The sequence below is a fragment of the Williamsia limnetica genome (genome assembly GCF_003217475.1).
GTDB classification, from domain to species: Bacteria; Actinomycetota; Actinomycetes; order Mycobacteriales; family Mycobacteriaceae; genus Williamsia; species Williamsia limnetica.
This window is the reverse complement of record NZ_QJSP01000001.1, coordinates 486,970-508,149: the sequence shown is the minus strand read 5'-3', so window position 1 is coordinate 508,149 and position 21,180 is coordinate 486,970. Positions and strand designations below refer to the sequence as shown.

Genomic DNA, 21,180 nt, shown 5'->3' with positions numbered 1-21,180 from the left:
GACGTCGAGCGCAACCGCCCAGCCACGGGCTTTCTTGCGGCAATCTCCAACAAGCGCAACGAGATTCGCGACAAGAAGAAGCTCAACCTGATCTATCGTTGCGTGGTCGGGGTCGTCGGGGCAGCGGTACTGGTCGGCGGACTCGTTCTGATCCCGTACCCGGGCCCCGGCTGGCTGATCGTATTCGCCGGATTGGGCATTCTCGCGTCGGAGTTCGAATGGGCACACCGCTTGCTGAAGTTCGCCCGGGGAAAGTACGACCTGTGGATGGATTGGGTCAAAGAGCAGCACTGGACCGTGCAGGCACTACTGGGTCTGCTCACCTGCGCTGTCGTACTCGCGACGTTGTGGCTGCTGGGCGCATTGGGCCTGGTCGGCGGTTGGGTCGGGATCGACTGGTCGTGGTTGCAAAGCCCGATTTTGTAGAAAGCGGACATGCCGCGGTACCACCGGACGTGGGACGCTCACGCGCGCGGCACTAACATCATGGACTGATGAGCCAGCTCGGCCGATCCGGTCGTGGCGGTTTTATGTCGACAGGAGCTTTCCAGGTGTCCGAGAACCCAGTTGTCTTGCCCGCTGCCACGATCACGGTGGCGGCCGGGACCACCGCGGGCGCGGCGCTGCGCGAAAGCGGGCACCCGAACAAGGGCCCGGACGCGATCGTCGTGGTCCGTGACGCCGGAGGCGCACTCCGGGATCTGTCCTGGTCACCAGCCGAGGACGCGATCGTAGAACCCGTCGCCGCCGACACCGAAGACGGCCGCAGCGTCATCAGGCACTCCGCGGCCCATGTGCTGGCCCAGGCCGTCCAGGAACTCGACCCGAAGGCGAAGTTGGGGATCGGCCCTCCCATCGAGAACGGCTTCTACTACGACTTCGATGTCGATCAGCCGTTCACACCGGAAAATCTGACCGCGCTCGAGAAGAAGATGAAGCAGATCATCAAGTCCGGTCAGCGCTTCTCGCGGCGGGTGTACGGCACGGTCGACGAGGCGAAAGCCGAGTTGGCGGGCGAGCCGTACAAACTGGAGCTGGTCGACGACAAGGGTTCGGCGGACGATCCCGAGGTGATGGAGGTCGGCGGCGGTGAGCTCACCGCCTACGACAACCTCAATCCGCGCACAGGCGAACGGATCTGGGGCGATCTGTGCCGTGGACCCCATGTGCCGACGACGAAATACATCACCGCGTTCAAGCTGACCCGCAGTTCTGCCGCGTATTGGCGCGGCAACCAGGACAACGCCGACCTACAGCGGATCTACGGCACTGCGTGGGAATCGGCCGAGGCGATGGACGCCTACCTCGAACTCCTCGCCGAGGCCGAACGACGGGATCATCGGAAGCTGGGTGCCGAACTCGATCTGTTCAGCTTCCCCGATGCACTCGGATCGGGCCTGCCGGTGTTCCACCCCAAGGGTGGGATCATCCGCAAGGAGCTCGAAGACTATTCGCGTCGCCGCCACATCGACGAGGGGTACGAGTTCGTCAACACCCCCCACATCACCAAAGGCAATCTGTACGAGATCTCCGGCCACCTCGACTGGTACAAGGACGGCATGTTCCCGGCGATGCATCTCGACGCCGAACTGGACGAGGACGGCGCCGTACGCAAACCAGGTCAGGACTACTACCTGAAGCCGATGAACTGCCCGATGCACAACCTGATCTTCAACGCCCGTGGGCGTTCGTACCGCGAGCTGCCGTTGCGGCTGTTCGAGTTCGGGTCGGTGTACCGCTACGAGAAGTCGGGTGTCATCCACGGACTCACCCGGGTGCGCGGTATGACACAGGACGACGCCCACATCTACTGCACCAAAGAGCAGATGCGCGGCGAGCTGACGACAACTCTCAACTTTGTGCTGGGCCTGCTCAAGGACTACGGGCTCGACGACTTCTACCTCGAACTCTCCACCCGCGACCCGAAGAAGTCCGTCGGGTCCGACGGGATCTGGGATGAGGCGACCGCAACCCTCGCGGAGGTCGGCGAGGCGTCGGGCCTTCGATTGGTCCCTGATCCGGGTGGGGCCGCCTTTTACGGGCCCAAGATCTCGGTGCAGGTCAAGGATGCCCTGGGGCGCAGCTGGCAGATGTCGACCATTCAGCTGGACTTCAACCTGCCGGAGCGGTTCGAGATGGAGTACACCGGCCCCGACGGATCCAAGCATCGGCCGGTGATGATCCACCGGGCGCTCTTCGGATCGATTGAACGCTTCTTCGGAGTTCTGACCGAGCACTATGCAGGCGCGTTCCCGGTCTGGCTCTCACCGGTGCAGGTGGTGGGTATCCCCGTCGCCGACGCCTTTGTCCCGCACCTGGAAACCGTTGTGTCACAACTGCGGGATCGGGGACTGCGCGCGGAGGTCGACGCCTCCGACGATCGGATGCAGAAGAAGATCCGGAACCACACCACGGGTAAGGTGCCCTTCATGTTGCTGGCGGGGGAGCGCGACGTGGAAGCGGAGGCGGTGAGCTTCCGGTTCCGTGACGGCACCCAGGTCAACGGGGTGCCGGTCGCAGAGGCGGTGACGCTGATCGCCGACTGGTCGGCCGCGCGGCGCAACGAATCCCCGACCGCCGACCTGATCGAAGCGATTCGCCAGGTTCCCGCGGGTGGGGAGGCCCCGTGACCTCGGCCGACGGCCCCGGGATCCTCCGCGACGAGGGGCCCGGCGATCCCGATCGGTTGCAGCGATTGTGGAGCCCGCATCGGATGTCGTACATCACGGCGGCCCCACTGTCCGGTGACGAGTCGTCGTCGGCCAAGTCGGTGCACCCGTTTCTCGACATCCCGACGATGTCGGACGAGGCGGGCCTGATCGTCGCGCGTGGCGAATCGGTGTACGCAGTGCTCAACCTCTACCCGTACAACCCGGGCCACATGATGATCGTGCCCTACCGACAGGTCGCCGATCTCGAGGATCTCACCGAGGCCGAGAGCAGGGAGCTGATGGACTTCACACAGAAGACCATCCGTGCGATCAAGTCCGTGTCCAACCCGGACGCGTTCAACGTCGGGCTGAACCTGGGAGCCGCAGCGGGCGGATCGCTGGCCGAGCACCTGCATCAGCATGTCGTCCCGCGGTGGGGCGGCGATGCCAACTTCATCACCGTGGTCGGCGAGACGAAAGTGATGCCGCAGCTGTTGCGCGACACCAGAGGTCTGCTCGCACAGGCCTGGTTGAGGCTGGAAGGTTGATGGAGAGCATGCTGAATCCATGTTGAGCGGCAAGCCATGTTGAGCGTGTTGGGCCGGGCGTCGGTGTCCAAGGTGACGCTGCCGCTCGGGCGTGCGTTGATCAAGACAGGCCTCACCCCGGATGCGATGACGATGATCGGGACCACCGCGACCATCGCCGCTGCGGTGACGCTGTTCCCGATGGGATACCTCTTCGTGGGCACCCTCGTGATCTGGTTGTTCGTGATGTTCGACATGCTCGACGGCGCGATGGCCAGGGCTCGTGGTGGCGGCACAAAGTTCGGTGCTGTGCTCGACTCCACCTGCGACCGGCTGGCCGACGGCGCGATCTTCGCCGGGCTCGGGTGGTGGTGCCTGGTCGAGGAGCCGAGCAAACAGCTCTTCGTCGCAACGATGATCTGCCTGGTCACCTCGCAGGTGATCTCGTACGCGAAAGCCCGTGCCGAGGCCAGTGGACTCAATGGCGATGGCGGACTCATCGAACGCCCTGATCGCCTGATCATCGTTCTCGTCGGTACCGGTCTGACCGGTCTCGGTCTGTCGTGGGCGATCCACATCGCGATGTGGTTGTTGGCGGTGGGCAGCGTGATCACCGTCTTCCAGCGCATGTGGTCGGTCTACAAGTCTCCCGGCGCCACCGATCTGCAACCCATCGCCGCCCCCGCTCCCGTCGGGGACGAGGACGGAACCACCGCGTGAGTTCGGTGGGCGAGCGGCTGGCGGACGCCGGTTACGCAGCCGGCTGGTCGCTGGTGCGCCTGCTCCCGGAGTCACTCGCACGGAACGTGTTCGATCGGGCCGGGGACTTCGTCGGCGGCCGAAACGGCGGCCCCGCGCAGCTTCGGAAGAACTTGGCGCGCGTGGTGGGCTGTGCGCCCGACGAGGTCCCGGACTCGTTGATGCGCGAGTCGATGCGGTCCTATGCCCGGTACTGGCGTGAGGCTTTTCGGCTCCCGACCATGGATTTTGCGCTTGCCGCGGCACGGGTCGACCTACCGGCGCCCGATCACCAGCTGCTCGACGACGCGCTCTCGGCAGGCAAGGGCGTGGTGCTGGCGCTTCCGCACAGCGGTAACTGGGACATGGCCGGTGTCTGGCTCGTGCAGAACGTCGGCAGTTTCTCGACTGTCGCCGAACGACTGTCTCCAGAGTCGCTGTTCGAGCGATTCGTTCGTTATCGCGAGTCCCTGGGTTTCGAGATCTTTCCGCTCAGCGGAGGCGAGCAGCCACCCTACGGGCAGTTGGCGAACCGTCTCCGGGCCGGGGGAGTCGTCTGTCTGCTGGGAGAACGGGACCTGGCCGAACACGGGGTGCCCGTCACATTCTTCGGCGAGCCCACCCGAATGCCTGCCGGCCCGGCCAAGCTGGCGATCGATACGGGTGCCGCCCTGATCGCGGTTCATCATTGGTTCACGGGTCCGGACACCTCCCGATTTCGATTGTCCGGTCCGCTGGACACCTCCGGGGGAGTCGCGGCCGCCACGCAGTTGCTGGCGAACGAGTTCGAGACCAATATCGCGGCACACCCGCAGGACTGGCACATGCTGCAGCCACTCTGGGAAGCCGACTGGTCCGACACCCGGCGTCGGCGTATCGAAGGTGAGGCGGCCGGATGAAGATCGGGATGATCTGCCCTTACTCCTTCGATGTTCCCGGCGGCGTGCAGGCCCACGTCATGGAGCTCGCGCAGGTCTTCATCAATCGCGGTCACACGGTGAGTGTTCTCGCGCCGTCCGGTAAGGACACCGAACTACCGGAGTACGTGGTGTCGGTGGGTGAAGCGCTGCCGTTTCCCTACAACGGGTCGGTGGCCCGGTTGAACTTCAGTCCGAAAGCGTATGCGCGTCTGCGTCGTTGGATTCGTGAAGAGAACTTCGACATCCTTCACGTACATGAGCCCAACTCGCCGAGTATCTCGATGATGTCGCTGATGGTGGCACAGGGGCCGATCGTCACGACCTTTCACGCCGCGACCACGAAGTCGTTGTTGCTCAGCGTATTCCAAGGCATCTTGCGTCCGTACCACGAACGGATCGCGGGTAAGATAGCGGTTTCCGAACTGGCGCGGCGTTGGCAGATGGAGTCCCTCGGGTCCGACGCAGTCGAGATCCCGAATGGTGTTCACACGCATGCGTTCTCGGACGCGGAACCGTTCGAGGGCTACCCGCACCCGGGTCGGACCGTCCTGTTCCTCGGGCGTTACGACGAGCCCCGCAAGGGCATGGACGTGTTGCTCAAGGCATTGCCGGCGGTGGTGGCGCGGTATCCCGATCTGAGGGTGCTGGTCGTAGGCGGTGGACACGAGCGGACGCTTCGCGGAAAGGCCGGCGAGCTGGCCGATCACATGGTCTTCCTCGGTCAGGTCGATGACGAGATGAAGGCCCGTGCTCTGCGATCTGCGGACGTCTACTGTGCGCCCAACCTCGGCGGCGAGAGTTTCGGCATCGTGCTCGTCGAGGCCATGGCCGCCGGCGCGGCAGTGGTGGCGAGCAAGCTCGATGCTTTTCGCCGAGTTCTCGACGACGGACGGGCCGGAGTTCTGGTCGACGTCGGCGACTCCGACGAGCTGGCGTACGGGATCATCGCCGCCCTCGGCGACGACGAGAGTCGCGCCGCGATGGTCGAGCGCGCGCGCATCCGCGCCGGAATGTACGACTGGTCACAGGTTGCCGACCAGATACTGCGCGTCTACGACACCGTGACCGTGGCGGCCGGCAAGGTCGTCGTCTCGGACTGATCTGTATCGACCCGACTCGTCAAGCAAGAACCGCCTGAAAGGACTTCATGACCGTCTCCGCCCTGACCGTCCTCATCCTGGGCGTCATCACCGCGGTGGTCTTGCTCGGTCTCGGCTGGGCGTACAAGACCGCGAACCGGCTCGATCGTCTGCACGTTCGGGTGGACCTCGCCTGGCAGGCGCTGGACGCGGCACTGGCCCGGCGAGCGGTGGTCGCCCGGTCGATCGGTGCGGGACTCGGAGGGGAGGGGCGAGAGCTGATCCTCGCAGCCGACCGTGCGGAGGGCGCTGCCCGGGCGGGCCGCGAAAGCGCAGAGAACGTCGTCTCCGCCGCGCTGGCCCAGATCGACAGCGCTTCGCTGCGGTCGCAGCTGGTCACCGAACTCGCGGATGCCGAGACCCGCGTGATGATCGCCCGCAGATTTCACAACGATGCGGTCCGGGACACCCTCGCTCTGCGAGGTAGACGCCCGGTCCGATGGTTGCATCTCGGTGGCACCGCACCGACCCCGATGTACTTCGAGATCGTCGAGCGGGCAGCCGCCTGATCAGGCACGACAGCGCTGTCCCGGTACTGCGGGACCGCGCGGCGACAGGCGCGCCGCAGAAAGCCTAGACTGGAAGCTCAGCAATCGACCGACTTGTAGGAGCAGTAGACGTGAGCAGTGCCCCAGACCTTGGTTCATCGGTGAAGCCGGAGACCTCCGGCACCGGAACCGCGCGTGTCAAGCGCGGTATGGCCGAGATGCTCAAGGGCGGCGTGATCATGGACGTCGTCACCGCCGAGCAGGCGAAGATCGCCGAAGATGCGGGCGCTGTCGCTGTCATGGCTCTCGAGCGGGTACCGGCCGACATCCGTGCGCAAGGCGGGGTGTCGCGGATGAGCGATCCGGACATGATCGACTCGATCATCTCCGCGGTGTCGATCCCGGTGATGGCCAAGGCCCGGATCGGGCATTTCGTCGAGGCACAGATCCTGCAGAGCCTGGGCGTCGACTACATCGACGAGTCCGAGGTCCTCACCCCTGCCGACTACGCCAACCACATCGACAAGTGGCAGTTCACCGTTCCGTTCGTGTGCGGTGCCACCAACCTGGGTGAGGCCCTTCGCCGGCTGACCGAAGGTGCGGGGATGATCCGTTCCAAGGGTGAGGCCGGTACCGGCGACGTCTCCAATGCGACGACGCACATGCGCAAGATCCGCGACGAGATCCGCCGGCTGACGTCGTTGCCGAAGGACGAGTTGTTCGTTGCGGCCAAGGAGCTGCAGGCACCGTACGACCTGGTTGTCGAAGTCGCTGAGAGCGGCAAGCTCCCGGTCACGCTGTTCACTGCGGGTGGTATCGCGACGCCGGCCGACGCGGCGATGATGATGCAGCTCGGCGCCGAGGGTGTGTTCGTCGGATCGGGGATCTTCAAGTCCGGCAATCCCGCGGAGCGTGCGGTCGCGATCGTGCAGGCAACCACCTTCTACGACGACCCGGATGTGCTGGCCAAGGTCTCACGGGGGCTCGGCGAAGCGATGGTCGGTATCAATGTCGACGACATCCCACAACCGCACCGGCTCGCCGAACGCGGCTGGTGATCTGACACGGATGCGGGGGTCCGACAAATTCGATGACGAGCGCTTCTGCTGATTTCGAGGCGATCCCACTCGGCTGTGGCCGTTGTGGGACGCAGATCCCGTCCGCGCTTGCGCGGTGTCCCGAATGTGGGCAGCAGATGTTCGTCAGCCCCGGTGCAGGTGTACCGAAGTCCCCGCGAGAATTTCTTGTGGCGAACCGGACCCCCGCGTCGATCGGGGCCAGGACGTCGGCCTACCTGATCGATGCCGCGCTGGTCATCGGTTCTGTGGCTGTGTTGCTGTGGGTTGAACTCGTCCTCGGTCTCGGTATTGCGGTCCCAGTCGCTGTCGGTGTGCCGTTGCTCGCCCTGGTGGGTAGCGCGCTGGTCCGGGCCGCCGGGCGTCGAACCCCTGGACAAGTGTTGAGCAGGACGACGGTCGGGCGTCGCGTCGCCGGTCACCCCGGAGGCTTCTGGCGGCAACTGTCGCGTACCGCAGTTCTGCACGTCAGCAATCTCTTCCTCTTCGCGGGTGCCTTGTCTGTCCTCGTCGATCGTGGTCGCCCCCGGCGCGGGTGGCACGAGAAAGTCTCCGGCACGACGACGACCGGCAGTGTGGGCACAGCCGGTTACGAGGTCGTCGCAGTGCCTCCACGTTTCACCGGCAGCGGCGATCCCGATGAGCTCCCCACAGATCTCCTCGATCCTCGGCCATTCGCCCGCACCATGCCTCTGCAATCCGACCACCGCCCACTCCGCCTGCGGATGGACGACGGCAGTTTCACCGATCTGTCGGGATCCGGCTTTCTCGGCGTTCCGGCGGTCGCGTGGTCCGAGGGTCGCGCAGGGATCGTCGCGGTGGCGGCAGAATCTGCGCTCTCTGGCGACACGCACCTCCAATTCAGCGTCTCGGGCGGCAGATTGTGGATGATCAGTACGGGTCCTGCGCTCGGATCCGTCCTCGACAACGGTGAAGCAGTCACCGCCATGCGTCCCGGGCATCCTTACGAGGTGGGTCCGGGCACTGTGGTGCATTTTGGTCGCCGCAGTTTCGAGGTCGCCGGATGACTATCGGGGGCGGAGCTCGACCATGACCGGAGACGCAGCCGAAGGCGGAGCTCGACCATGACCGGAGACGCAGCCGAAGGCGGAGCTCGACCATGACCGGAGACGCAGCCGAAGGCGGAGCTCGACCATGACGATGGAGACGACCGGGACTGTCCGTGATGAGATGCGGAGTGGGGTAGGCGAGTTCGGCCAGGTCGAGATCAGTTGGGCGGTCGTCAGTGACGTCGGTCTGTTGCGGGAGACCAACGAGGATGCGGCGTTGGTGGGGCCTGGGATGGTGCTGGTGGCGGACGGCATGGGTGGCCACGATTGCGGCGAACTCGCCAGCGAGGCCGCGTTGTCGGCGTTGTCCGACACTGCGATCACGGGCATCAACCGCACCCGGGATTCGGTCATCGGCCTGTTGAGTGAGGCGCAACGCCAGATCGAGGACATCGACACCGCGGACTCGGGTCGGCGAGCGGGTACGACGATCACCGGGGCGATGCTGGTCGACAACGAGGGCGTCCCGCACTGGTTGGTTCTGAACATCGGGGATTCTCGGACCTACCGGATGTCCCATGGTCGCCTCGAGCAGGTGACGATCGATCATTCGCAGGTGCAGGAACTCGTGGATGCGGGCTTCCTGACCGCGGCACAGGCCAGGGTCGATCCGCGGCGCAACGTGATCACCAGGGCTCTGGGTGCCGGGATGGAGCAGGAAGCCGATTTCTTCACGTTCCCGGTGGAGGTGGGCGACCGGATCATGGTGTGTTCTGACGGTCTGACCGGGGAGCTGACTGACGATTCGATCGCGGCGGTGCTCCTCGAACTGACCGACCCTGCGCAGGCTGCCCAAGCGTTGGTGGCGGCCGCCTTGGAAGCAGGCGGAAGGGACAACATCACAGTGGTGATCGCCGACGCGACGGCGATTCCCCAGGCCGCGGAGTCGCAGACCCTGGAGTCCGCTGACCGGTGAGATGCCCATGACGACAACCAACTCTCCGGACGACACGCCGGTCCTCGCGCAGCGGTTCGATCGCGGCATCGCCGAGACCTTTGTCGACTATTGCGGCGAGCGATTTCCGGTCAGTCCTGATCAACCGTTCCATATCGGCCGCGAGGCAGATCTCGATGTCGACGACAATCCCTACCTCCATCGGAAGTTCCTCATGCTCCATCACGAGGAGGGCTTGTGGTGGTTGTCCAATGTCGGCTCGCATCTGTCGGCCGGGGTGGTTGCGGGCGACGCGGGCTTTCAGGCGACTCTCGCTCCCGGCGCCCGGGTACCTCTGGTCTCCGGTGTCACTGCGGTGGTGTTCTCTGCTGGACCGACGACCTACGAGCTCGATATACATTCCGGCACAACACCACTGGTGACCATCGAACCGCCCGCTGAGCCGACGCAGAGCGGTGAGACCACTATCGGTGTGGTGTCGCTCACCGAGAGCCAAAAGCTGCTCATCGTGGTGTTGGCCGAAGAAGTGTTGCGGCGCAATGGGACGGGCGCGAGCTCGATTCCGTCGTCGGCGCAAGCTGCCAGGCGACTGGGTTGGTCCATCACCAAGTTCAATCGAAAGCTCGACAACGTCTGCGACAAGTTCGACCAGATCGGTGTCTCCGGCATGCGCGGTGGCTCAGGTCGGCTGGCGAGCAACCGACGGGTCAAACTCGTCGAGTATGCGGTGGCCTCGCGGCTGGTGACCCGATCAGATCTTCCACTGATCGACGCGGAGGCAGAGCTCAACGGGTTCTGAATCCCGCGCGTGGTACCGGTGTGCCCCATTGTCTGCACCATCGGGCGCACCGGATGGGTTCATTCTGCACAAAATGGCTTTAACCTGCGTAGATGGGGTGGGTAGTTCTCCCCATCGACACCACTGGGAGGTCGTCTTAGTGTTGTGTCAGTCCACAGGCAGCGCGGCGGTGCGAGCCGGCCCCACACTCACAGGAGACCTTCGATGACCGTATTGCACAACACCTTTGGCGCGCCGGCTCGCACACGGGTCGGATATCGACCGGCGACCCCGGCCCGGATGACCCGGGAAGAGGCACTTGCCAGGTTGGCGCAACGCACGATGCCCCTGCCGGGCCGGCCGGGCCACGCAACGTCCGGCGCCACGTGCGCCACGCCGGGGGCGCCCACCTCAGGCGGCCATCAGTCGCGAGGCGGGTACCCGCCGATGGCCCCTGAAGCGGCGCCGGTGGCTTACCCCAAACCCAAACTGTCGCAGCGTGAGATCGAGGTGTTGCGGGCGTGGCTGAACCTCGATTCCAAGTCGGCGGTGGCCGAGTCGCTGTTCATCTCACTGGGAACGGTCAATACGCATCTCGCCCGAATCCGGGTGAAGTACAACGAGGTCGGACGCGGTGCGCCCACCAAGGCCGCGCTGGTCGCGCGTGCGATCCAGGACGGGATCGTGCACATCGACGACCTGTGAGTGCAGCGCCATGGTGCGTGGTGACGATCACTGACGACGGTGGGCAATAATCGTTGTCGGAAAGGGGTCACATGGCCATGGCGATGATCGAGGAGATCCTGCAGCTCGAGGCGATCGAGAAGGACATCTACCGAGGACACGTACATCCGAGTTTTCTGCAGCGGACGTTCGGCGGTCAAGTTGCCGGACAGTCGCTGGTCTCGGCGACCCGCACCGTCGAAGACCGGTTTCGGGTGCATTCGCTGCACGGGTACTTCCTCCGGGGCGGCAACCCGAAAGAGCCGACGGTCTATCTCGTCGACCGGGTACGGGACGGTCGCTCGTTCTGCACCCGTCGCGTCACCGCGATCCAGGACGGATTGGCGATCTTCACGATGTCGGCCTCGTTCCATGTCGAGGATCAGGGATACGAGCATCAGGACACGATGCCGAGGGTGGCCCGTCCCGAGGATCTGCCCGACCTCCTCGATTCCGAGGACTCGGATCTCACCGCTCCGTATCGCGAGTGGGAGAACTTCGACGTCAGAATCGTTCCCCGCGACCAGCTGATCGGAAGCCGCGACCTGGCATCACAACAGCAGGTCTGGTTCCGGTACCGCAACCGGTTGCCAGACGATCAGGTCTTCCACGTGTGCACTCTCGCGTACATGAGCGACATGACGCTGCTCGGTTCCGCCAAGGTCGCCCACCCCGATGAGGACGCGCAGTTCGCGTCACTCGACCACGCCATGTGGTTCATGCGTCCGTTCCGCGCCGACGAATGGCTGTTGTACGACCAGACGTCGCCGTCCGCCGGTGGTGGACGGGCGCTGACGCAGGGCCGGATCTACGACCACCGCGGCGTGATGGTTGCGGCGGTGACCCAGGAGGGTCTGACCCGCACCGGCCGCGAGGTGCCCAAGGACCAACACGCCAAGCGGGACAGTTGAGCCCCACGCTGCGGATCGGCGTCCTCGCGCTGCAGGGCGATGTCCGCGAACACCACGCCGCGCTCGCCGCCATCGGCGTGGAATCCGTTTCCGTGCGGCGACCCGACGAACTCGGCTCGATCGACGGGATCATCATCCCGGGCGGCGAATCGACCACCATGAGCCGGTTGCTCGTCCTCCTCGACCTCCTGGACCCGTTGCGCAAAGCTCTTGCCGATGGCCTGCCCGCGTTCGGATCGTGCGCGGGAATGATCATGCTGGCAAGCAACATCCTCGACACCCGGCCAGACGCACAACACCTCGATGCGTTGGACATCACGGTGCGCCGCAATGCGTTCGGTCGGCAGGTCGCGTCGTTCGAGACCGACCTCGAGCTCGACGGCGTCACCGGGGGACCGATGCGGGCGGTGTTCATCCGGGCACCCTGGGTCGAGTCGACCGGAGATTCGGTAGAGGTGCTGGGAGTGGTCCCGGACGGGCCCGCGGAGGGCAGGATCGTCGCGGTCCGCCAAGGCGTCGTCCTGGCCACCTCGTTCCATCCCGAGGTCACCGGTGATCGTCGCGTCCACGAGTTCTTTGTCGATATGGCGCGATCTGCGCAGTAGTAACCCGCCCAGCCTGCATCTGAGCACCTCGGTGCGGGAGTAGGATCGGTCCGCAGTTCAAAGACCCGCCACCGACCACGAACAGACCGGGTGCCTACGCCGGGCATCACGAAAGGGGCTTGCGCCAATGAGCGGCCACTCCAAATGGGCCACCACCAAGCACAAGAAGGCGGTGGTCGATGCCAAGCGCGGCAAGATGTTTGCCAAGCTCGTGAAGAACATCGAGGTTGCCGCACGTACCGGCGGCGGTGACCCGAGTGGTAACCCGACGTTGTTCGATGCCATTCAGAAGGCCAAGAAGTCGTCGGTTCCCAACGACAACATCGAGCGAGCCCGCAAGCGCGGCGGCGGCGAAGAAGCCGGCGGTGCCGACTGGCAGAACATCACCTACGAGGGATACGGCCCCAACGGCGTTGCGATCCTCATCGAATGTCTCACCGACAACCGGAACCGCGCAGCCACCGAGGTGCGCACCGCCATGAGCCGCAACGGCGGCAACATGGCGGACCCGGGCTCGGTCTCCTATCTCTTCCACCGCAAGGGTGTGGTCACCCTCGAGAAGGCAGGTCAGACCGAGGACGACGTGCTCATGGCTGTCCTCGAAGCAGGCGCAGAAGAGATCACCGATCTCGGTGACACCTTCGAGATCGTCAGCGAGCCAACCGACCTCGTCGCCGTCCGATCGGCCCTGCAGGAAGCCGGAATCGACTACGAGTCCGCAGAAGCGAGTTTCCGGGCGTCCGTCGAAGTGCCCGTCGACGCCGACGGAGCCCGTAAGGTGTTCCGCCTGATCGACGCCCTCGAGGACTCCGACGACGTGCAAGATGTGTACTCGAATGTCGACATCAGTGATGAGGTCTTGGCTCAGTTGGAAGAAGACGACTAGGGGCTGCTGTCCCGGCCGGGTCGGGCCGGGAGTGTGCGCTTGTGTCGCCACGGTGTCTTTTCGCTCCGCTTCGTTGCGCGGGGCGTGCGGCCCTTCATCGCGTGCTCTTCCTTCGTCGACTCAGTCGCTGCGCTCCCTCGCTCCTGCGTCCAGAGCACGCGGGGCCGCACGCGGGCGGTGTCGGCGCGAGTCGTTCCGACCGCGGTCGGGACTCGGGTGTGTTGGTACCCCGGATTGTCTTGGCGTCCGGCTACTATATCGAACAACTGTTCGCGTTCGCTCGAGGTCTGGTGAGGTTGTCGTAGATGCGGGTGATGGGTGTCGACCCAGGTCTGACCAGATGCGGCATCGCACTGGTCGAATCGGGTGCAGGCCGTGCTGTCACCGCCCTGGACGTCGACGTGGTGCGGACGCCACCGGAGATGGCCCTGGAGAATCGGTTGCTCGCGATCTACAACGCGGCGGAGCACTGGATCGACGTCCACAGTCCCGACGTGGTGGCGATCGAGCGGGTTTTCGCCCAGCATCAGGTGAGTACCGCGATGGGCACAGCCCAAGCAGGCGGTGTCGTTGCGCTGGCAGCTGCCAGACGCGACATCCCGGTTCGATTCCACACCCCGAGCGAGGTGAAGGCGGCCGTCACCGGTAGTGGCCGGGCCGACAAGGCCCAGGTCACCGCGATGGTGACCCGGATCCTGGGAATGCAGCAGGCACCCAAACCGGCCGATGCCGCGGACGCGCTGGCGCTGGCGATCTGCCATTGCTGGCGAGGGCCGGTGGCTGAGCGAATGGCCCAGGCCCAGGCTCAGGCACTGGCACAACAAAAGGCATATCGAGAACGAGTTGCCCAGGCGAAGAAGGCGGTACAGCGGTGATCTCCTCGGTCCGCGGCCCGGTGGTGGATGTGGCTCTCGATCATGTCGTGATCGATTGCGCGGGGGTCGGGTACCGGGTCCTCGTGACGCCGAGCACCGCGGGATCGGTGCATCGAGGTTCCGAGGCGACGTTGCTGACGACCATGATCGTCCGCGAGGACTCGATGACCCTCTACGGGTTCACCGAGCCAGACGCACGATCGCTCTTCACGCTGCTGCAGACGGTGACCGGTGTCGGTCCACGACTCGCGATGGCCACGCTGGCGGTCCTCGAACCCGACGCGCTCCGGCATGCGTTGGCCGGCGAGGACACAAAGGCACTCATGAGCGTTCCGGGGATCGGCAAACGCGTCGCCGAACGTCTCGTCGTGGAACTGCGCGACAAGGTCGACCGCCCGCATTCCGCGACCGGAACGGCGGCCGGGCCCGGTAGCTCCTCGGTCCGCGATCAGGTGATCGAGGCGCTCGTCGGGCTGGGGTTCGCCGCCCCGGTCGCAGAGAAGACCGTGATCGCCGTGCTGGCCGAGCAGCCGGGCGCTGATTCGGCGACTGTCCTGCGCGCCGGTCTGGCGTCGCTGGGTAGATCGAAATGACCGACGACACCTTCGACCCCGGCGGGTTCGGCGAGGGCGACGCATTCGAGCCGGACCGGGCGACCGGGACAGACAGCGCCAACAGGACCGTCAACGCCGGCCGAATCGGCGGCGACGGCGACCTGGACAACAGCCTGCGACCCAGATCGCTCGGAGAGTTCATCGGCCAGCCCCGGGTGTGCGAACAGCTCGACCTCGTCCTTCAGGCCGCCCGCGGGCGCGGCGGGACGCCCGATCACATCTTGCTGTCAGGGCCTCCCGGGCTGGGGAAGACCTCGCTGGCCATGATCATCGCGGGAGAGATGGGTGCAGCCCTACGGGTCACGTCCGGCCCAGCGCTCGAACGCGCGGGCGACCTCGCCGCGATGCTGTCAAACCTTGTCGAAGGCGACGTGCTCTTCATCGACGAGATCCATCGCATTGCACGCCCCGCCGAAGAAATGCTCTACCTCGCGATGGAAGACTTCCGTGTCGACGTGGTGGTCGGCAAAGGGCCCGGTGCCACCTCGATACCTCTCGATGTCGCGCCGTTCACCCTCGTCGGCGCCACCACCCGATCGGGCGCACTGACCGGCCCACTCCGGGACCGCTTCGGTTTCACCGCGCACATGGAGTTCTACGACACCGGCGAACTCGAGCGGGTGCTGACCCGGTCGGCCGGAATTCTCGGGATCACCATGCAACCCGACGCCGGTGCCGAGATCGCGTCACGATCCCGGGGCACACCCCGCATCGCCAACCGCCTGCTGCGTCGTGTGCGTGACTATGCCGAGGTACGGGCCGACGGCATCGTCACCCTGCCCATCGCCAGGGCCGCCCTGTCGGTCTACGACGTGGACGAACTCGGTTTCGATCGCCTGGACCGGGCAGTGCTCGCAGCCCTGGTCCGCGGCTTCGGCGGCGGACCGGTTGGGGTGTCCACCTTGGCGGTCGCGGTCGGGGAGGAGCCTGCGACCGTCGAAGAGGTGTGCGAGCCGTTCCTGGTGCGGGCGGGAATGATCGCCCGCACTCCGCGAGGCCGGGTGGCGACCGCTGCGGCCTGGCACCACCTGGGACTGACCCCACCGGCGGGCGCCCTCAACGCGGCCTTCGGGGTGCGTGCGCGCGACGAAGGTGCCGGGATGGTCTCGCTCTTCGACCCGGACGACGAACAGCTCTGAGAGCCGAATTCGGGCGCTTCGGCGCTGAGATGGCACACTGGTCGTGATTGCGGGCGCTGCTCGTGACCACGAATACACAATCGAGGATTGAACACACCATCATGGAATTGATATTCCCTATCCTGCTGGTCTTCCTGGTCGGCATCATGTTCCTGTCCATGCGCCGCCAGAAAAAGGCGGTCGCCGAGGCCAAGGAGATGCAGGAGAACCTGCAGATCGGTGCCCGGATCCAGACGACCTCCGGCATGTACGGCACCATCGCGGGTCTTGCAGACGGCACCGTCGACCTGGAAATCGCCGACGGAGTGGTCACCCGCTGGAATCGCTTGGCGATCCGCGAGGTCGTCCATGCCGACGACCTGGCCGACAGCTACCCCGGCGTCGGACTGATCGACCCAGACGCCTTCGATACCGACGGTTTCGAGAACGCCGGGATCCACGATGACGACGCGGATCTCGACGTCCGAGGCGACGGCGACGACCACATCAGTCTGGACAAGTCGCGCGGAGAGCAAGACAAAGCGTAAGGCCGACCCGTACCGAGGGGCGCCACACGGCAGGTGCCGCGACACGCAGGTGATCGCGGCACGTACCGTGGCAGGCGCCCCTGCGGTGCGTATGGGGTTTTGTGAACTTATTGAGGAGACGTAGGCAGCGTGGCATCGTCGTCGAACCGTGAGGTACCGCCCTCACGGATGTTGATCGTCTTTTTCTTGTTGATGATCGTTACGTATGGACTGGTGTTCTTCACCGGTAGCAAGGACCCGACCCCCAAACTCGGCATCGACCTGCAGGGTGGGACCCGGGTGACGCTGACCGCCCGTACCCCGGACGGCAATGCGCCGAGCCGTGATCAGCTCGACAAGGCCAAGCAGATCATCGAGAACCGGGTCAACGGTCTGGGTGTGTCCGGCTCGGAGGTGATCATCGATGGCGACAACCTCGTGATCACCGTTCCCGGCGACGACGGCAAACAAGCCCGAACTCTCGGGCAGACCGCACTCCTGTACGTACGTCCGGTCGCCACCGTGCAACCGGCGACTCCTCAGCCCAATGCTCCACCTGCGCCCGAAGGCCAGACCGCAGAAGAGGCGATTGCCGAGGCGAAAGCGCTCCGGCAGGCACCCAAGGACGCCAACCTCGACGCGCTGACCGCGCAGATGGCGAAGATGAACTGCGATCCGGCCGCGCCGGACCCGTTGCAGGGCAACGACAATCCAGACGAGTACCTGGTGACCTGTTCGGAAGACGGGACGCAGGTCTATCTCCTCGAGCCGCAGATCTTGCGCGGCAGCGACATCGCCGAGGCAGAAGCGGGCACCACGCAGGGTGCGGGAGCGTGGATAGTCCGCCTCGACTACAAGGGTGGAGCGAGTGAGCGCTGGTCGAGCTACACGGCTCAGAACATCGGCAAGGCAACCGCTTTCACACTCGATTCCAAGGTGGTGAGCGCACCGCAGATCAACGGTGCCATCAACGGCACCACCGAGGTCAGCGGCGATTTCACCCAGACGGAGGCCAAAGATTTGGCCAACGTCCTCAAATACGGCTCACTTCCGTTGTCGTTCGCGGCATCTGACGCAGAGACCGTGTCGGCCACCTTGGGATGGGCTTCGCTGCAAGCCGGTTTGATCGCGGGTCTGATCGGTCTCATCGCGGTGTTCATCTACGCACTGGCGTACTACCGAATGCTGGGAATCCTCACCATTCTCTCGCTGGTGGCCTCCGGGATCATGGTCTACGGGATAATGGTGCTGCTCGGCCGGTACATCAACTTCACCCTCGACCTCGCCGGAATCGCCGGCCTCGTCATCGGTATCGGTATGACAGCAGACTCGTTTGTCGTCTACTTCGAGCGAATAAAGGACGAGATGCGAGAGGGCCGGAGCTTCCGGTCGGCGGTACCCCGTGGCTGGGCACGCGCCAAACGCACCATCTGGTCGGGCAACATGGTCAGCTTGATCTCGGCCGCGGTGCTGTACTTCCTTGCGATCGGCGACGTGCGAGGGTTCGCGTTCACGCTCGGCCTCACCACGATCCTCGACATCGCGGTGGTATTCATGGTCACCCACCCGCTGGTGGTCTACGCCTCACGTTCGAAGTTCCTGTCCAAACCGAGCGTCAACGGGCTCGGCGCGGTGGCAGAAGTTGCGCGTGAACGCCGGCAGGCCGCCGACGAACGTGCGACGGTCACCACAAGTCCGGGTTCGCACACTGAACCGACCTCGGGAGGAGAGCCCAATGGCTGAAGCAGATCGTCTGGCACCGACCAGCGACGCGAACTTCGTGTCCGCCAAGAATCGCTCGATCCTCTCGCGCCTGTACACCGGTACCGGGGCCTTCGAGATCGTCGGCCGCCGCCGGATGTGGTTCATGATCACCGCCGCGATGGTGATCATCTCGCTGGCGAGCATCGGTTTCCGTGGTTTCACCCTCGGAATCGAGTTCGAGGGCGGCACGCAGATCTCCTTCCCGAAGACAGGGGACGTGTCGACCAGCCAGGTCGAGGAAACCTATTCGAACGCCCTCGGTGAAGATCCGCAGACCGTTCAGACTGCGGGGTCGGGCGGCAGTCAGACCGTGCAGATCCGCACCGAAACGCTTAACGCTGCGGAATTGGTGACCATCACCAACGCGCTCGCCGACGAGTTCGAGATCGCGCCCAACGACGTCAGTTCGTCCGATGTGAGTTCCACATGGGGCGGTGAGATCACCGAGAAGGCGCTCATCGCGTTGTTGGTGTTCCTCGTCCTCGTGACCATCTATATCGCCATCCGTTTCGACAAAGAGATGGCGCTCGCAGCGATGGCCGCGCTCTTCTTCGACATCGCGACGACGGCAGGCATCTACTCGCTGGTGGGATTCGAGGTGACCCCGGCCACCGTCATCGGCTTCCTCGCGATCCTGGGATTCTCGCTCTACGACACGGTCGTCGTCTTCGACAAGGTCGAGGAGAACGTCCGCGGCGTACTGCACACCAGCAGACGAACGTACGCGGAGCAAGCGAACCTCGCCGTCAACCAGACGCTCATGCGGTCCATCAACACGACGGTGATCTCTGTGCTGCCGGTGCTGTCGTTGATGGTGATCGCGGTGTGGCTGCTCGGCGTCGGGACGCTCAAGGACCTCGGGCTCGTGCAGATGGTCGGTGTCATCACCGGTACCTACTCGTCTATCTTCTTTGCCACCCCTTTGCTGGTGACGTTGAAAGAACGCCGTCGAGACATCGGGTCCCACACCCGCAAGGTGTTGGCGAAGCGCGTCGAGCGGGACACGCGCGGCTCGGGTGCCATCGAGACCGGGTCGGCAGGCCCCGGTTCGACGACGACTCTCACCAAAACGGCCCCCGCGGCCCGGCGTACGGCGGTCTCGCCGCAGCCCGGGGCGCGCCCTTCCGGTAAACGCAGGCGCAAGCGCTAGCCTCACGGGTCATGAGCACCCGCGCGGTCGTCGGTGCCGCAGTGGCGGCGGTGTCCGTCGCGGGCCTGCTGGTGGCCTGCTCGGACCCCGCCGAACCGACGATCAACTATGTCCTCGATGCGGCGGTGACCACCTACAACACCGAGACCCTGTCCGGCTCCACGGGCGGCGCGGTGATGGCTTTGTCACGCGTCCTGCCCGGGTTCAGCTACCTGGGTCCGGACGGCCGGGTCATCGCCGACACCGACATCGGTTCGACAGTGGTCGAACCCGCGGAGTCGGGTGCGCTCACCATCCGGTACGACATCAACCCGGCCGCGGTGTATTCGGACGGTGTCCCGCTGACCTGCGACGCGTTGGTGTTGGCGTGGGCCGCCCACAGTGGGCGATTCAATGGTTTCGACGCCATCAGCACCGCCGGCTACCGAGACATCGACACGGTCGATTGCCGACCAGGCTCGAAGACGGCGACCGTGACGTTTGCCCGCGGCCGGGCATACCGGGACTGGCGAGCTCTGTTCGGGCCCGGAACATTGTTGCCCCCGCAGGCTGTGGCCCGTGCTGCGGGAGTCGCGGACGTCGTGGACCCGATCAGCCGGGTGGATCGCCGCAAGCTCGCAGACATCGCAAGAATCTGGAGTACCGGATGGGCGATGACCCCGGGAGACTTCGATTCCGACAGGTACCCGGCCCTGGGCCCGATGCGGGTGGCCGACTACACCGAGGACGGTGGTCTGATCCTCCGCGCAAACGACCGGTGGTGGGGTCAGCCTGCCGGTGACCGCCGGATCGCGCTCTGGCCACGCCATTCCGCTCTGACGGAGGATTTGGCCGACGGAAAGGGCGGGGACACCCTGGACGTGCTCGACATCGCAGCCGGTACCTACGGCGTGGACCCGGTGCCGCGCGGTTCGCCGAGCATCCCGCCCGCACCTGCGGCCGGACTCGCACCGTTGTCGTCTCTCGGGACCGAACGGATCGTCATGGCCGGGACAGGTGTCCTGGCGAGTCCTGCTCTGCGCCGTGCGTTCGCTGCCTGCGTTCCCCGCGACGGTCTGGCGCGGGAATTCGGCCGTGGCACGCCGGTCAGCAACAACCATCTGCTCGGGCCGGACGAACTGTTGACCGGCACCATCAACGCCGAATTCGGGCGCGACTATCTCCGCGCCGACCCGGTTCGGGCGGAAGGCGAGGCGCGTGATGCACGCCGTGGCAATGGACCTCTGACGATCCGGGTCGGGTACCTGGCGCCTGATGGTCGCAGGGCCCAGATGGTGGCTGCCATCGCTGCGAGTTGTCAGGCGGCCGGCATCACCGTCACCGACGTCGCCTCCGACTCGGTCGGTCCGACCAGCCTCGGCGGCGATGCGGATGCGCTGATCACGGCTTCCGGAAACGGGTTCGCTGCGACAGGCGCCGCCGATCCGACCCGCGACACCTACGCCTTCTACGGCGGTGACCCCAGCAATGTCGGCGGCTACCGGAACGTCAGGGTCTCCGCGTTGATCGACCAGCTCGCGGTGACCGTGCCCGCCGCGGATCGTCTGTCGCTCGTACGCGAGATCGAAAGCCTCCTGTGGCGGGACATGCCGGCGCTACCGTTGTTCACCTCGCCCCGGACGCGGCGCGCGGGAGACAATGTCGACAACGTCGTGCCGGGACTGTCACGGGCGGGGACCGGGTGGAACATCGACCGCTGGATGGTGGCCCGGCCGTGAACGACCG

21 protein-coding genes and 1 pseudogene are annotated in these 21,180 nt (G+C 65.3%); all 22 read left to right on the top strand.

Going from position 1 to position 21,180, the window contains the following annotated elements; translation table 11 throughout:
- Positions 1–42 precede the first annotated feature (42 nt).
- The 22 genes and pseudogenes from DFR67_RS02395 (at position 43) to DFR67_RS02285 (ending at position 21,173) form a co-directional block, all read left to right on the top strand.
- Positions 43–426: a TIGR02611 family protein gene (locus DFR67_RS02395; RefSeq protein ID WP_110467909.1), complete on the top strand. Its 384-nt coding sequence runs from the start codon at positions 43–45 to the stop codon at positions 424–426.
- A gap of 125 nt (positions 427–551) precedes the next feature.
- Positions 552–2,630: a threonine--tRNA ligase gene (gene thrS / locus DFR67_RS02390; protein WP_245937665.1), complete on the top strand. Its 2,079-nt coding sequence runs from the start codon at positions 552–554 to the stop codon at positions 2,628–2,630.
- Positions 2,627–3,199 (top strand): ATP adenylyltransferase, encoded by a 573-nt coding sequence (locus DFR67_RS02385; RefSeq protein WP_110467770.1) that lies wholly within the window; start codon positions 2,627–2,629, stop codon positions 3,197–3,199. Before thrS ends, DFR67_RS02385 begins: the two co-directional genes overlap by 4 nt.
- A gap of 36 nt (positions 3,200–3,235) precedes the next feature.
- Positions 3,236–3,898: a phosphatidylinositol phosphate synthase gene (pgsA, locus tag DFR67_RS02380; protein ID WP_110467769.1), complete on the top strand. Its 663-nt coding sequence runs from the start codon at positions 3,236–3,238 to the stop codon at positions 3,896–3,898.
- Positions 3,895–4,815, top strand: a complete 921-nt coding sequence (locus DFR67_RS02375) for a phosphatidylinositol mannoside acyltransferase (protein ID WP_110467768.1) — start codon at positions 3,895–3,897, stop codon at positions 4,813–4,815. The genes pgsA and DFR67_RS02375 overlap by 4 nt, the downstream gene beginning before the upstream one ends.
- Positions 4,812–5,936, top strand: a complete 1,125-nt coding sequence (locus tag DFR67_RS02370; RefSeq protein WP_110467767.1) for a glycosyltransferase family 4 protein — start codon at positions 4,812–4,814, stop codon at positions 5,934–5,936. Before DFR67_RS02375 ends, DFR67_RS02370 begins: the two co-directional genes overlap by 4 nt.
- 47 nt (positions 5,937–5,983) lie before the next feature.
- Positions 5,984–6,481, top strand: a pseudogene (locus DFR67_RS02365) (LemA family protein); the annotation flags it as partial.
- A 113-nt stretch (positions 6,482–6,594) separates the two neighbouring features.
- On the top strand, positions 6,595–7,521 hold the full coding sequence (gene pdxS / locus DFR67_RS02360) for a pyridoxal 5'-phosphate synthase lyase subunit PdxS (protein WP_110467765.1): 927 nt from the start codon (positions 6,595–6,597) through the stop codon (positions 7,519–7,521).
- A 188-nt stretch (positions 7,522–7,709) separates the two neighbouring features.
- Entirely contained in the window at positions 7,710–8,567 is an 858-nt protein-coding gene (locus DFR67_RS02355) for an RDD family protein (RefSeq protein WP_158539879.1), read from the top strand.
- A gap of 127 nt (positions 8,568–8,694) precedes the next feature.
- Complete coding sequence (locus DFR67_RS02350; protein ID WP_245937664.1) at positions 8,695–9,525, top strand: PP2C family protein-serine/threonine phosphatase; 831 nt, start codon at positions 8,695–8,697, stop codon at positions 9,523–9,525.
- 7 nt (positions 9,526–9,532) lie between these two features.
- Complete coding sequence (locus DFR67_RS02345; protein WP_245937663.1) at positions 9,533–10,303, top strand: hypothetical protein; 771 nt, start codon at positions 9,533–9,535, stop codon at positions 10,301–10,303.
- A gap of 204 nt (positions 10,304–10,507) precedes the next feature.
- Complete coding sequence (locus tag DFR67_RS02340) at positions 10,508–10,987, top strand: response regulator transcription factor (protein WP_110467763.1); 480 nt, start codon at positions 10,508–10,510, stop codon at positions 10,985–10,987.
- Between the two features lie 77 nt (positions 10,988–11,064).
- Positions 11,065–11,916, top strand: coding sequence for an acyl-CoA thioesterase (locus DFR67_RS31040; protein ID WP_245937679.1), 852 nt, complete (start codon positions 11,065–11,067; stop codon positions 11,914–11,916).
- Positions 11,913–12,521, top strand: a complete 609-nt coding sequence (gene pdxT, locus DFR67_RS02330) for a pyridoxal 5'-phosphate synthase glutaminase subunit PdxT (protein WP_245937662.1) — start codon at positions 11,913–11,915, stop codon at positions 12,519–12,521. Before DFR67_RS31040 ends, pdxT begins: the two co-directional genes overlap by 4 nt.
- Positions 12,522–12,648: 127 nt before the next feature.
- Complete coding sequence (locus DFR67_RS02325; protein ID WP_110467760.1) at positions 12,649–13,407, top strand: YebC/PmpR family DNA-binding transcriptional regulator; 759 nt, start codon at positions 12,649–12,651, stop codon at positions 13,405–13,407.
- A 305-nt stretch (positions 13,408–13,712) separates the two neighbouring features.
- On the top strand, positions 13,713–14,282 hold the full coding sequence (gene ruvC / locus DFR67_RS02315) for a crossover junction endodeoxyribonuclease RuvC (RefSeq protein ID WP_110467758.1): 570 nt from the start codon (positions 13,713–13,715) through the stop codon (positions 14,280–14,282).
- Positions 14,279–14,875 carry a Holliday junction branch migration protein RuvA gene (ruvA, locus tag DFR67_RS02310; protein WP_110467757.1) on the top strand — a complete coding sequence of 199 codons (597 nt, stop codon included), beginning with the start codon at positions 14,279–14,281 and terminating at the stop codon, positions 14,873–14,875. Before ruvC ends, ruvA begins: the two co-directional genes overlap by 4 nt.
- Positions 14,872–16,035, top strand: a complete 1,164-nt coding sequence (gene ruvB, locus DFR67_RS02305; RefSeq protein ID WP_245937661.1) for a Holliday junction branch migration DNA helicase RuvB — start codon at positions 14,872–14,874, stop codon at positions 16,033–16,035. Before ruvA ends, ruvB begins: the two co-directional genes overlap by 4 nt.
- A 101-nt stretch (positions 16,036–16,136) precedes the next feature.
- Positions 16,137–16,562, top strand: a complete 426-nt coding sequence (gene yajC / locus DFR67_RS02300; RefSeq protein ID WP_245937660.1) for a preprotein translocase subunit YajC — start codon at positions 16,137–16,139, stop codon at positions 16,560–16,562.
- Positions 16,563–16,730: 168 nt separating this feature from the next.
- On the top strand, positions 16,731–18,284 hold the full coding sequence (gene secD, locus DFR67_RS02295; RefSeq protein ID WP_211324920.1) for a protein translocase subunit SecD: 1,554 nt from the start codon (positions 16,731–16,733) through the stop codon (positions 18,282–18,284).
- Positions 18,277–19,455 (top strand): protein translocase subunit SecF, encoded by a 1,179-nt coding sequence (gene secF / locus DFR67_RS02290; RefSeq protein ID WP_110467755.1) that lies wholly within the window; start codon positions 18,277–18,279, stop codon positions 19,453–19,455. Before secD ends, secF begins: the two co-directional genes overlap by 8 nt.
- 11 nt (positions 19,456–19,466) lie before the next feature.
- Positions 19,467–21,173, top strand: a complete 1,707-nt coding sequence (locus DFR67_RS02285) for an ABC transporter substrate-binding protein (protein ID WP_110467754.1) — start codon at positions 19,467–19,469, stop codon at positions 21,171–21,173.
- The last annotated feature ends 7 nt before the right edge of the window (positions 21,174–21,180 follow it).